Raw genomic sequence first — 12,127 nt, 5'->3', positions numbered from 1 at the left:
ATTGAGAAATCTGTGACCACCTGATGTTTAGACAGGTTTTATAAAAATTTGTTGCATGATGTGTTATTGGCAGGTTTTATAATTTCTTTCAAAAAGTGGAATACCATTTTCCTCTAAAAACTCTTCTGCCAATTCTTGCCAACTTGAATTGAATCTTGGGTATTTGTAAAATTCAGGAGTACAAACATAAGCTTCTAAATTTAACCCTGCGTAATTTTTTTCTAACTTATCATCAAATAAATTAATAGTATTTTTTAATTGCCCAATAGCGTCTACCCTATTCTTGTTTACCTTTCTCTCACTAGTTGCATTCAATTTAAACTCTACAAAACAAAAATCTGTTTCATCAAAAAAGACAAAATCGCAATGAGAATCACCAAATCCCAAAAGTCCTTGTTTTCCATCAATAGGAATAAAGCCAATCCTCGTATCATTGCTGACATTAAATAATTTATTGCTATCAAATTCTTCTACAATAGTTTCAATATCATTGAGTTTAATAGTAAAGGTATTATCGTCCAATTGAATACTGATGATAATGAAAGATTGTCCTTTATAGTCTGTGACTGAAAACTCTTCTCTCAATTCTATTTGTAGAAGATCAGGAAACTTAGGGAAAGTATTTGATAGATGTTCCTTAGTGCTTTTACCACTAGCTTGCTCACCAATCAAAACTAATATTTTCTTGACTTCAATTTCTGCATTTTGAATTGCACCAAAGTTTTTGATAATAATTTTCTGCATAATTCAAATTTCTTTTTTTATATTCTACAATCAATGTACCAAAACGAATTTATTAGATGCTACCCATCGCTGACTTGTTTATCAAGGAAAATCACCTCAGCAAGACAAGCCAGCAGTTTTGGATACATTTATTAACCTTTTTAAAATTACGGAATCGCCACAGATCGCAATAACCTATCCACCACAGTTTTAGCATTGCGTCCACCTCTAGGAATGAGGCGATGACACAAAACATAAGGCGCAAGAAACTTGACATCATCAGGAAGAGCGTAATCTCTGCCGGAGATAAAAGCTAGTGCTTGGGTAGCTTTTTGTAATGCCACACTACCACGAGGACTAACGCCGAGAGTGATTTCTTCATCCTGTCGGGTTGTCCGCACTAATTCCAGGATGTATTGTTGCAAGGAGGGTTCAACTTGTACCTGAGAACAAAGTTGGCGTAATTGAGCTACTTCTGCCAAGGTAATACAAGGCTGCACATCATCAACTTGAAGACGCTGCTGGATAGTTTGCAGCATTTGCAGTTCTTCTGACTCTGAGGGATAGCCTAAACTCAAGGACAGCATAAACCGATCCATTTGTGCTTCTGGCAGGGGAAATGTGCCTTGGTACTCGATGGGGTTCTGGGTAGCAATGACAAAGAAAGGCTGAGGAACGGGACGAGAGACACCATCAACTGTGACTTGATACTCTTCCATTACTTCTAGTAAAGCTGACTGAGTACGCGGGGTGGCACGGTTGATTTCATCAGATAGCAGGACATTGGCAAATACTGGCCCAGGGAGAAAAGTAAATTCGCCGCTTTTTGGGTTCCAAATGTTAGTGCCGGTGATGTCCGTTGGTAGTAAATCGGGGGTACATTGTATCCTTTGAAATTTACCATCAAGCGATCGCGCTAGAGATTTGGCAAGCAGGGTTTTACCAACTCCAGGGACATCTTCTAGAAGGGCATGACCACCACCCAGCAAAGCAACTAGCACTAAGCGTATTGCTTCATTTTTGCCAACAATGGTACGAGCCAGATTTTGTGTTAAAGCGTCAATTTTTTCTCTCATGCTCACTAGGTATTAGGGACTGGGGAGGTTGGGAGGTTGGGAGGTTGGGAGGTTGGGAGGTTGGGAGGTTGGGAGAATAACATATTACTTCTTACCTATTTCCTCTTCACTGTCACCTGTAACCTGTCACCTGTCACCTTCTTCTATATACAGTGTTCCCTATTAACATTCCCAATTCAGCATTCTCTACTCAAAATTTCTCTGGCTACGGTGCAGTCAAGTTGAATTTGGCTTTTTAGGGCTTCTAGAGAAGGGAATTTTTGTTCAGGACGCAAAAATTTTACTAGTTGCACAACTAGGTTTTTACCGTATAAATCAGTAGACAAATCTAACAAATGTACTTCTACCGAGGAATCAGTACCGTTGACAGTGGGGCGATTGCCGATATTCATTACACCTAAGTTCTGAGTCGGAGGTGTATCTGACGTTTCGCTGAGGATGATAACCCGAACTGCATAAACTCCTTGACGGGGTAAAAATTTGTCTTTTGGTAGTTGGAGGTTAGCGGTAGGAAAGCCGATGGTTTTACCCAAATGTTGACCTGGGATAACTAATCCCGTCAGGGTGTAGGGTCTGCCTAATAAGCGAGTTGCCCGTTGAATATCGCCTTCTTGCAAAGTTTGGCGAATCAATGAAGTGCTAATCCGATGGTCTTCACTCGAAGTATTATTAACGCTTTTACCATTTGCGGGTAAATCGTTGGTATCAGTTTGGATGGGAACGATGGTTACGGGTATTTTGTACTTGGCTGCGAGTATTTGCAAATCCTGGGCAGTACCCGTGCGCTTTTGACCAAAACAGAAATCCTGACCAACGCTGATTCGTTGACATTGCAGTTGTTGGACAAGGATTTTTTCTACGAATTCTTCAGGTGATAGGGCTGATAGTTCTTTATCGAAGGGCAATAATACCAGTTGTTCTACCCCAAGCGATCGCAACTGTTGAACTTTTTCATCCAGCGGTGTTAACAAAGCACGGGGTTGGCCTGTAAAAAACTCATGTGGATGGGGATGAAAGGTGACAACTGTTGAGTATGTAGGTTTTTGGGGTGAGTTTTCTGGTAATTTCTCCCCATCTCCCCACCCCTCTTCATTCCCAACTGACTGCAAAACTGGTTGAATTACCTTTTGATGACCAAGATGAACACCATCAAATTTTCCAAGGGCAACAGCAGTTGGTGTTAGAGCCAATTTGGTCGAGGAAGCAACCCACACAGAACACCCATTTTGAGACAAATTTAGCACGTGGATTCTGGGATTTTAGGTTTATCTTAGCTATCAGCGCTGGGCAACCCTGTGAGGGGAACCATAGCCCCTTTTTTGCTAGGGGGAGTTGTTTACCTACCCTCAGCCCTTAGAGAGGCATCTAGCGGCTTTTTTTGGGCTGTTGGTGAAACTATAAAGTTAATTTACCAGTTGTCGCCATCTAAGCAATAGGTATGCTCTGACGCTGAAAGCTCCTGATCACCAATCTAATCTAAAATCTATAAATCCCTCAAATTGAGAATCTTTACACTGACCAAATAATTACTAATTCGTAATAGTGCCTACGGCAGGCTACCGCCAACGTAATTCGTAATAGTGCTTATAGCAGGCTACGCCAACGTAATTCAAGGTTACAAGCCCCTGGCTTTAAACATGGGGTGATAATTACTTATCCCTAACGAAACGGTCGGCACTATTACGCATTATCAATTAGAAATTACACTAACTTGCTGACAGAAAAAGATTCTGTGAAAGGATCTAAGACTGGAACCTGAAGCACTAATCCTTCCCGTGCCATGATTGCACCAGGAAATTTCTCAACTGCTTCTTTGCCGACATTATCTAAAAAATCATCGTTGTGGGCGGGGTCATGGTGATAAATCACCAGGGTTTTGACGTTGGCTGCTTGTGCTATTTTTACAGCTTCTTGCCAGGTGGAATGTCCCCAACCAATTTTTGGTGATTTTGGAGAATAGTATTCATCATCTGTGTAGGTGGAATCGTAAATGACGATGTCGGCATCACGGGACAGCCACAGGACATTTTCATCCAATTTATTTTGAAAATGTTCAGTATCTGTGATGTAAACAGCAGAACCACCTCGCCAGTTAACTCTATATCCTACGGCTTCACCTGGATGGTTTAAAGGTGCAGTTTCTATGAAAATGTCCTCGATTTCGATTGGTTGTCCCGCTTTAATGTTGTAGAAATTCAAGTGTGCTTGCATAATCTGCAAGGGTACGGGGAAGTTGGGATGAAGCATCTGATCATTGAGCCTTTGCTCAATTGTCGAGCCATCTGGTGCGATCGCTCCGTAGATATTAAATTTATTACCTTTGATAAATGCTGGGGTAAAGAAAGGAAACCCCTGCATATGATCCCAGTGGCTATGAGTAAAGAATATGTGACCTTCTACGGGCATTTGGGGTAACAAAGATTGCCCCAAAACATGAACTCCTGTACCACAATCAAAAATTAAGCGCTTACCGCCCACTTGCATTGCTATGCAAGGGGTATTACCCCCATAACGGACGGTTTTTATACCTGGACAGGGGATGCTGCCCCTGACGCCCCAAAATTGTACTGTAAACTGGTTCTCTATCCTAGACATGGGTGTTGGTTGCTGGACTGAGCGGGCGATCGATTAAAAAGGATTGGTCTTATTTTTTTTAGTTTATGCTGTCTTACTACCTTTGTTACTAGGTCTTTATTGGTAAAACATCATACCCTGTTTAAGGACTTTTTGGAAAATTACGACTGGTGTATTCAAGTATACCATTTTTCACGATATTAGAGTTTATACTTATTTAGTGATTTCAATATATCTCCTCACTTTTTTATAGCTTAAATTGTGCGGTCATGAATTTAATTTCGTCTGGTGTCTGAATCAGAAAACCAAAAATTTACGGAAGTTTAAATTCCCGTTGCGATAATTGTTGCAGTGCATTGGCATAAGTAAGATTGTATTGCAATGGGGTAATACTGATGTAGTTTTCACGGATCACCTGCACATCGATGGGAATGTTTAGCGGTAAATTCAACCCTGTGGGCGGTTCTACATCCTCTAAAATCTCTCCTGTTAACCAGTAGTAAGTTTTTCCTCGTGGATCTACTCTTTTGTCAAAAACATCAACGTAGCGGCGCACTCCCTGACGGGTAAAAGTGACACCAGCAATTTCTGCCGACGGGACGGGAGGAATATTGACGTTAAGCAACATCAAGTCACAGAGAGGTTCTGCTACTAGCTGATCTACTAGGAGTTTGGCAAAGTTCGCAGCTGGGTGAAAGTCTTTGTATGTATGACTGGCAAGACTTAGGGCGATGCTGGAAATTCCTTCTATCACTCCTTCCATTGCGGCGGAAACAGTTCCAGAGTAAAGAATTTCTGTTCCTAAATTGGCACCTTGATTAATGCCTGATAGCACTAGATCAGGGCGCGAATCTAGTAATGCCCACAATGCCAATTTTACGCAATCGGATGGTGTGCCATCACAAGCCCATGCTTTGATGGCAGGATGAAAAAGTGATTCCACTATTTCGGCGCGAATTGGTTGATGTAATGTTAGTCCGTGTCCTGTTGCTGAACGCTCTCGATCTGGGCAAACTACTGTAATATCATGACCCGCTTCTGCCAAGCAGTTAGCTAAGGTACGGATACCCAGGGCAGAAATGCCGTCATCGTTGCTAATTAGTAATTTCATACTTCGATATTCATCAGTTAAGGGTCGGTTGTCAGTGTCTGCGGTCACAAGTGAAGAATAAAAAATACCTCTAAACTGCTAAAAAGAGAAATAGTCTAGTTTATTAATGGCATATTACAAAGCTTATTTATTCTCCAGTCCATAACTTTGGACTATAGACTATTAATGAGGTAACAGGGAACAGGGAGTTTCAAATCGGGTTTCATAGTCCACCTGAAATCTGCCATGAAAGTGAAGGTACAGGAAATAGGAAATTTTGTTCTCTGTTCTCTATTCGCTGTTCCCTTTTTTGATGACTAATAACTCAAGATAATGACTAATGACTAGCAATTTAGAGGATCAACTTTTAGCATTGCGCCAAGAAGGAGAAGCAGCGATCGCATCTGCTGATACCCTGGAACGCCTGGAAGAACTGCGAGTTAACTATTTGGGCAAAAAAGGGCAATTGGGGGCGCTGTTACGCAGCATGGGACAAATGAGTGCGGAGGAACGTCCCAAAATTGGCGCGATCGCTAATACAGTTAAAGAAGCCATCCAAAACTCTCTTGACCAGCAACGCACCGTTTTAGAATCTGCTCAAATTCAAGCACAGCTAGAGTCTGAAACTTTAGATGTGACTATGCCCGGTATTTACCGCCCCCAAGGTCGCATTCATCCCCTCAATGGTATCATTGACCAGGCGTTGGATATCTTTGTCGGTATGGGCTACACCGTGGCTCAAGGGTCGGAGATGGAAACAGATTACTACAATTTTGAAGCTCTCAACACCCCACCTGACCACCCAGCCCGTGATATGCAGGATACCTTCTATTTACCAGATGGGAATTTACTGCGGACTCATACTTCATCGGTGCAAATTCGCCACATGGAAAAGGAAGAACCACCGATTAGAATTGTCGCCCCAGGACGAGTTTATCGAAGAGATGATGTAGATGCTACCCACTCCGCAGTTTTCCATCAAATTGAACTCTTAGCCATTGATGAAGGACTGAGTTTTACAGACCTCAAAGGCACAGTTAAGGTATTTTTACAAGCGATTTTTGGTGATTTACCAATTCGTTTCCGCGCTAGTTATTTCCCTTTTACTGAACCTTCTGCGGAAGTTGATTTGCAGTGGAATGGACGCTGGTTAGAAGTCATGGGGTGCGGAATGGTTGACCCGAATGTATTAAAATCTGTGGGTTATGATCCAGAGATTTATAGTGGTTTTGCTGCTGGTTTTGGTGTAGAACGCTTTGCGATGGTTTTACATCAAATTGACGATATTCGCCGTTTGTATAATAGCGATTTGCGCTTTTTGCAGCAGTTTTAATGTAGGGGCGGGGTTTCCCCGCCCTTGATAATTCTTTGAAATGAACCAACGATTTCAAATCAGCATGAATCATGAAAGAACTGACTTGGCAAAAAGTTTTACAGGCGCAGCAACAAGACTTTATTCAAAGATTAAAGTACAGCTTAAGCAACCCAGAATATGATAATCTTACCCTCAGTCATTTCAATTATCACCCATTTTACTGTGAAAGATCATACCCAAGCGAACGAATTATAATTTCAGCACTTGATGAAGAAAAGATTGATAGATTTTGTGGTGAGTTAGCTGAAAAATATAATCATGAACCTGCTGTAGATTCTTATATGAACTACAAGATAGGTAAACTTGGAGAAGAAGCAGTCAAAGTCTATTTAAACAACCTAATTACAGGGGTGGATTATAAAATTCATTCTGGTGGAGATGGTGGAATAGATTTTTTAGTTAAAAATAATAAACATATTGGTATACAGGTAAAAACTAAAACCTTAAATCGAATATCCTTAAGAGATATATGCAAAAATAAATTAAGTGAAGATGATGTAGATGAGTGTGGATTTTATCTTTGGCAAGATAGGATGACTAGAATAGATAGCATAAAGTGGAATATCCAATCAGAAGAAATTCATCAAAATAAAGTTCTTATTTGTATATTGTTAATGAATTATATTGTGGTAGACAAGATATCAAGTGAATGCGATTGTATAATCGCAGGTTTTAAACCCACAGCAGAAATAAAATATTCCGGTGATTTTAAAATGCAAGACTTACTTTACAGTGGAGGAATACGTCCTTTTTTAGAATCTTTGAACTAATATTTACTGCATATAAATGTTAAAAATCAAACTCTTTAGAAATTGTTTCTACAGGTAAAAACAAAGATAATTCCCGATCTAAAAAAGGAATAAACTCATGTTTTAGATAAAATTCCTTAGCTTGTAAATCTATAGCATCAACTCTTACTGCAAAAATACCAATTTCTTGAGCAGCGCGAACAATACGATATAATGCATCTGCTAAAAGTTCTCCCCCTAAACCTTGTCCCTTTACAGTATTATCAACTGCCAACTTACCAATTAAAGTAGCAGGAATCGGATAAGCAGGTATTCTTTTTTGATAAGATTCAGGCAAGAATTCATACTCAATAATACTCGCGCTCAGTGTATAGTAACCATCAACTTTCATACTTCCTGATTCTTTCACCGCCACAAAGGTTTTAGCAATACCTTTTTGATGGTTTTGTCCAGCATATTTTTTTAGATAGTCATTAAGAACTTGATAACCACAGTCAAAAGAATTCTTTTTATATTTCTTCTCAATCGGTAGAAAATTCCATCTCTCCTCGCTATTTGTCATATTTATCCCGAAACTTTTTCAGGGTAGTTTTGAGTTTTCCCTTTAGTTGTGGAGGATTTTCTATTACAGACATAAATAAATCCCTATCCCGACTTGATAAAACTAGTCTTTCGTGGGAATCTATTTCCTGTCTAGCAATGGGAAGCAGATGAGAAAGGGTATAAGCAGTCAAGGAAACTCCTTTAAGGGCTGCTGCTTGTTCTAAGAGTTCTTTTTGCTCTTGTGTAACCCTCAAATCAACTCTACTGTCTTTGGGTGAAGAGGTTTCTAACATCTTGGCGATTTAGCGAACATCCTAAATTCAGATTATAGCATTTTAGGCGTACGATGTACACACAAATCAAATTCGACAATTATCACAATGTCCACAACGCCAATTTGCAGATTCTTTACCAAAACCAAAAGCATTTAATAAAAATTGCCAACGACACTTTTTAGTATGCAAATATTCATTCATTTGTTTAGCAGCTTGTAATTGCATTTGTGGCTGATTTCCTGATTTTGAAGAAATCACATAATTAAAAGGATCAAGCCATTGCAATTGTCCACTACTATGAAGTAAAGAAAGCGCCGTTGCAGCATCAGGAAATTGTCGCGTTACAGCATTTACTTCTCCCTGTTTTGGTAATTTTTTCGCTAACTGTTGGGCTTTTTGTTGTTGCTTCAACATTTGTTCTTGAAAAAATTGCTGTCTTTGTTTATCTTCAGCATCTAGAAAACCCGTTGGTTCACTGATTAAAGTTAAGGCTTCCGCTGGTTTTCCATCTCTTCCAGCACGTCCCATTTCTTGCACATATTCAGATAGCAAATGTGGTGCATGAAAATGAATTACCCAGCGCACATTACTTTTATTAATCCCCATTCCAAAAGCGCAGGTACAAACAACAAACGGTATTTTTCCACCTAACCAACTTGTTTCTACTGCGCGTCTTTCTGTTGCACCTAATCCTGCATGATAACTAGCAGTTTTATATCCCATTTCTGTTAACCACTCTGCTAAATTTTCGCTATCTTTCCGAGTGCGGACATAAATTAAACCTGTTTGATTTGGTCGATTTTGAATAAACTTTAATAATTGTTGTTTTCTTCCTTTTGGTGTCCAAGCAATACGAATACTAAGATGTAAATTTGGACGGTAAGGATTAAGTTTAAAACTATCAGGTTGGTGTAATTGTAAAACTGTAGAAATAATCTTTTGTGCTGAAGGATCAGCCGTTGCGGTAAAAGCTGCTAAACTAATTTTAGTTCCTGGTGGTTTTGATTTTAATAACGCTGGACGAACTGCACCTAAACGCCGATAAGCTGGACGAAATGTATCACCCCATTGTACTAAACAATGAGCTTCATCCAGGATAATTCCATTAATTTGTAATTGGGGATGAGATAATCTTTCCCAAACCGGGGGACTGAGTAAAGTTTCTGGTGATAAATATAATAATCTTAATTGTTGTTTTTCTAAAGCTTGTAAAGTTGCACGACGCTGAGAAGTAGGTAATTCACTATGTAAAAGTGCGGCTTTTTGATTTCTCTGTCGCAGTTCTTCTACTTGGTTTTCCATTAGTGCTACTAAGGGAGAAACTACTAAAGTTAATCCGGTTTTCAATAATGCGGGAAGTTGAAAACAAATTGATTTTCCCCCACCTGTGGGCATAATAATTAATGCGTCTTTTTGGGATAATAAAGTTCTGACAATTTCCCCTTGGGGGGGACGAAAATCATCATAACCCCAAATTTGTTTTAATGCAGTGCGAACTTCTATTAATGAGGTGTTGCTAGAAATATTCATATTAAAATTTACCATTTAAATTATGGTAAATAAAATCTATATATCCGTCAATTTGTGAGGGTTTAGCATTGCTAAACCCCTACAATATATTAAGAATGGAAGGGACAACCACCAGCAGTTAATTTTTGCAAGAATGCATTATTATCAAAATAATGCTCTAAAGATTCAATCTTTAAATCTTCAGTTACACGGGCTATACTCATACCCGTTATTTCTATTGTTTCCCCTGTGGGTGCATAATCTTTATATGTACCTGTAAATGTTCCCCAATGTCGCCATTTAAAGGTAACGTTAGGTGGTCCAGATAGGACTTCTGTTAATTCCCATAAAAAGCCGTTGGGAAAGGCTTTGTGAAACAGTTCAAATGAAGATTCAAAGGTTTCAGCCGCTGGACAATAATGCTCGTTGTCAACTATAAATAAGTTGTATGTTCCTTGTTCAACTACTTCTTTAGCGGTGTATTGTTGTCCGCCGTTGCTACTCATTCTAAATTTGTCCGCAACGATAGAAAGCCATTGTTGAGGATTCAATTTATGAGAAGCTTCCATTTCAAAGGTGCGAACTAAATTTTGGGCTATCGCTTCTAAAGAACCTTCGGGATGGTTAAATTTACTTTCTTTGTGTAGAAATTCATTAGTATAAGAATAGTCTGGCTTTTGTCCTTCTCGCCATTCTACCCCTTGATCATGAGTCAGGACTACTTCTCTATCTTGTACCCAAAGCGGTAATTCCGTGGTTTTATCGGTACTCATTGACGTTTATTGACCAAAAACAGCTTTTAGCAGTATAAACTTTTTTGGTATTAGAAGAATTAATACTAGAATGAAAATACAGCAGATTTTAGGTAAATGAGGTAATATTTATACTTATTGCTGCGCTGGTACTTGGAGATTTCTAAACCGAACACCAAATCTCGATTGTTTGATCTTGATTGTAACTTGCAGCCCACTTTCCATCTGGACTTATGGTAATTCGCTCAATTTTTGTCGAACTGTTGTTCAACGTCCAGAGTTCCTGATTACTTTCAATATCCCAAACAACAATTTTGCTCTCAATATTACAGTATGTTAAAAGCCGTCCATTCATGGTCATTGTCACAGGTAAGTGACCATCTATAGAACAAATAGTATTGCCAGTAAGTATATCCCAAATCTGAATTTGTCCTAATCTCCAACCACAAGCAAGTATCTGTCCCATTTTGTTAACTGCAAGGCACTCTGCTAATCCACAACTTAAGACATCAAATGTCCGAATCAGTTCACCTGTCTGTAAATCCCATAAATGATGAAAACCGTAATGTGTAAGCACTGTCTGACTGAGCATAACCTTACTATCTGGACTAATTAAGACAGATGAGTTGCAGGCAGGATACTCTTGAGGGTTCCACCTAAATTTTTGAACTGGGAGCCTAATAGAACCTATTTCTTGACTAATAGGTTCTGCTAGTAAGTTATAAACCTTGATGTTCCCTGTCTGCGGGGAGTTGTAGACAAAATCTCCACAGACAAAAATCGGTTCATACGGACTGATAGCAAGAGGAGAAATATTGTTTTCTTTTACAGACAGACAGCTTGGTGCAGCATCAACAAAAAGATTATATTCTTCCGTTGTTAGATTCAGTGTAATGATGGCATTCGCATTGTAAACAATTCCTAAAAGCCATCTTTCATTACAGCCAAAACTAATATGGTCGTGTCGAAAATCAAAAACTCTAATCAACTCACCTGTAGCTAGATCCCAGAAATTCACATTTTCGTACTGATCTTCGCCAGAAACCAAACTATGTGCATTGGTAATTAAAGTTCTGTTGTCCGTACTGATCGAGAAATAGTTAGGTTTCAAGGCACTCTTACCACAAATCTCATGGATGCGTTTCATCGTTAACTCTAAACACCAACAGATAAATTCATGCTATGCTCTCTGCATTTAAAAAATCCACCATAGGTACGTTTAGTAATGAATTGAAAATATAATAAATATTAATTGTTAATCAAAATTTACACAACTAACATGGAAGAACTACTAGAACTGAGACAACTTCTAGAACAGGGTAAAACTCCTGAAGCTTTACTATTGGTGGATGAATTAGAACAGGGTAAGAGCATCTCAATTAGGCTTGACATAAGGGATGAGAGGAATCTAATGTAGAGTCAATGAAACAGGAACTGAGAACTCGAATCATATAATTGTTA

Annotated in this window: 13 protein-coding genes; 3 read left to right on the top strand and 10 right to left on the bottom strand. The window is 39.1% G+C overall.

Going from position 1 to position 12,127, the window contains the following annotated elements; all coding sequences use genetic code 11:
- Positions 1 to 63: 63 nt before the first annotated feature.
- From H6G59_RS20330 to surE, 5 genes are all read right to left on the bottom strand, one after another.
- Entirely contained in the window at positions 64 to 744 is a 681-nt protein-coding gene (locus H6G59_RS20330; protein WP_242038934.1) for an ATP-binding protein, read from the bottom strand.
- A 146-nt stretch (positions 745 to 890) separates the two neighbouring features.
- Positions 891 to 1,799: an AAA family ATPase gene (locus H6G59_RS20325; RefSeq protein ID WP_190717678.1), complete on the bottom strand. Its 909-nt coding sequence runs from the start codon at positions 1,797 to 1,799 to the stop codon at positions 891 to 893.
- A gap of 176 nt (positions 1,800 to 1,975) precedes the next feature.
- Complete coding sequence (locus H6G59_RS20320) at positions 1,976 to 3,043, bottom strand: bifunctional riboflavin kinase/FAD synthetase (RefSeq protein WP_190717676.1); 1,068 nt, start codon at positions 3,041 to 3,043, stop codon at positions 1,976 to 1,978.
- A 457-nt stretch (positions 3,044 to 3,500) separates the two neighbouring features.
- On the bottom strand, positions 3,501 to 4,394 hold the full coding sequence (locus H6G59_RS20315) for an MBL fold metallo-hydrolase (RefSeq protein WP_190717674.1): 894 nt from the start codon (positions 4,392 to 4,394) through the stop codon (positions 3,501 to 3,503).
- A gap of 292 nt (positions 4,395 to 4,686) precedes the next feature.
- The gene (gene surE / locus H6G59_RS20310) at positions 4,687 to 5,484 is read right to left on the bottom strand and encodes a 5'/3'-nucleotidase SurE (RefSeq protein WP_190717672.1); all 798 of its coding nucleotides are present in this window, start codon (positions 5,482 to 5,484) and stop codon (positions 4,687 to 4,689) included.
- 319 nt (positions 5,485 to 5,803) lie between these two features.
- On the opposite strand from surE, the gene pheS reads away from it, so the two are divergent.
- Together pheS and H6G59_RS20300 are read left to right on the top strand one after the other, a co-directional pair.
- The gene (gene pheS, locus H6G59_RS20305) at positions 5,804 to 6,796 is read left to right on the top strand and encodes a phenylalanine--tRNA ligase subunit alpha (protein ID WP_190717669.1); all 993 of its coding nucleotides are present in this window, start codon (positions 5,804 to 5,806) and stop codon (positions 6,794 to 6,796) included.
- Between the two features lie 71 nt (positions 6,797 to 6,867).
- Positions 6,868 to 7,608 (top strand): hypothetical protein, encoded by a 741-nt coding sequence (locus H6G59_RS20300; RefSeq protein ID WP_190717668.1) that lies wholly within the window; start codon positions 6,868 to 6,870, stop codon positions 7,606 to 7,608.
- A 19-nt stretch (positions 7,609 to 7,627) separates the two neighbouring features.
- Here H6G59_RS20300 and H6G59_RS20295 read toward each other — a convergent pair whose 3' ends face one another.
- The 5 genes from H6G59_RS20295 to H6G59_RS20275 form a co-directional block, all read right to left on the bottom strand.
- Entirely contained in the window at positions 7,628 to 8,149 is a 522-nt protein-coding gene (locus H6G59_RS20295) for a GNAT family N-acetyltransferase (RefSeq protein WP_190717666.1), read from the bottom strand.
- On the bottom strand, positions 8,139 to 8,423 hold the full coding sequence (locus H6G59_RS20290; RefSeq protein ID WP_190717664.1) for a type II toxin-antitoxin system TacA family antitoxin: 285 nt from the start codon (positions 8,421 to 8,423) through the stop codon (positions 8,139 to 8,141). Before H6G59_RS20290 ends, H6G59_RS20295 begins: the two co-directional genes overlap by 11 nt.
- A 66-nt stretch (positions 8,424 to 8,489) precedes the next feature.
- Complete coding sequence (locus tag H6G59_RS20285; protein WP_190717662.1) at positions 8,490 to 9,935, bottom strand: RecQ family ATP-dependent DNA helicase; 1,446 nt, start codon at positions 9,933 to 9,935, stop codon at positions 8,490 to 8,492.
- Between the two features lie 89 nt (positions 9,936 to 10,024).
- Positions 10,025 to 10,687: an ester cyclase gene (locus H6G59_RS20280; protein WP_190717660.1), complete on the bottom strand. Its 663-nt coding sequence runs from the start codon at positions 10,685 to 10,687 to the stop codon at positions 10,025 to 10,027.
- Between the two features lie 142 nt (positions 10,688 to 10,829).
- On the bottom strand, positions 10,830 to 11,813 hold the full coding sequence (locus tag H6G59_RS20275) for a WD40 repeat domain-containing protein (protein ID WP_190717658.1): 984 nt from the start codon (positions 11,811 to 11,813) through the stop codon (positions 10,830 to 10,832).
- Positions 11,814 to 11,945: 132 nt separating this feature from the next.
- On the opposite strand from H6G59_RS20275, the gene H6G59_RS20270 reads away from it, so the two are divergent.
- Complete coding sequence (locus H6G59_RS20270) at positions 11,946 to 12,083, top strand: hypothetical protein (RefSeq protein ID WP_190717835.1); 138 nt, start codon at positions 11,946 to 11,948, stop codon at positions 12,081 to 12,083.
- Positions 12,084 to 12,127 lie beyond the last annotated feature (44 nt).

It is taken from the genome of Anabaena lutea FACHB-196 (assembly GCF_014698305.1).
Lineage (GTDB): Bacteria > Cyanobacteriota > Cyanobacteriia > Cyanobacteriales > Nostocaceae > Anabaena > Anabaena lutea.
The sequence above is the reverse complement of the archived record's forward strand: the minus strand, read 5'-3'. Positions and strand labels throughout refer to the sequence as shown.

What these genes read in the sequence shown, in the direction of transcription:
- H6G59_RS20330 (WP_242038934.1), bottom strand. Translation starts at nt 744, where the DNA reads ATGCAGAAAATTATTATCAAAAACTTTGGTGCAATTCAAAATGCAGAA.
- H6G59_RS20325 (WP_190717678.1), bottom strand. Translation starts at nt 1,799, where the DNA reads ATGAGAGAAAAAATTGACGCTTTAACACAAAATCTGGCTCGTACCATT.
- H6G59_RS20315 (WP_190717674.1), bottom strand. Translation starts at nt 4,394, where the DNA reads ATGTCTAGGATAGAGAACCAGTTTACAGTACAATTTTGGGGCGTCAGG.
- surE (WP_190717672.1), bottom strand. Translation starts at nt 5,484, where the DNA reads ATGAAATTACTAATTAGCAACGATGACGGCATTTCTGCCCTGGGTATC.
- pheS (WP_190717669.1), top strand. Translation starts at nt 5,804, where the DNA reads ATGACTAGCAATTTAGAGGATCAACTTTTAGCATTGCGCCAAGAAGGA.
- H6G59_RS20300 (WP_190717668.1), top strand. Translation starts at nt 6,868, where the DNA reads ATGAAAGAACTGACTTGGCAAAAAGTTTTACAGGCGCAGCAACAAGAC.
- H6G59_RS20295 (WP_190717666.1), bottom strand. Translation starts at nt 8,149, where the DNA reads ATGACAAATAGCGAGGAGAGATGGAATTTTCTACCGATTGAGAAGAAA.
- H6G59_RS20290 (WP_190717664.1), bottom strand. Translation starts at nt 8,423, where the DNA reads ATGTTAGAAACCTCTTCACCCAAAGACAGTAGAGTTGATTTGAGGGTT.
- H6G59_RS20285 (WP_190717662.1), bottom strand. Translation starts at nt 9,935, where the DNA reads ATGAATATTTCTAGCAACACCTCATTAATAGAAGTTCGCACTGCATTA.
- H6G59_RS20280 (WP_190717660.1), bottom strand. Translation starts at nt 10,687, where the DNA reads ATGAGTACCGATAAAACCACGGAATTACCGCTTTGGGTACAAGATAGA.
- H6G59_RS20275 (WP_190717658.1), bottom strand. Translation starts at nt 11,813, where the DNA reads ATGAAACGCATCCATGAGATTTGTGGTAAGAGTGCCTTGAAACCTAAC.
- H6G59_RS20270 (WP_190717835.1), top strand. Translation starts at nt 11,946, where the DNA reads ATGGAAGAACTACTAGAACTGAGACAACTTCTAGAACAGGGTAAAACT.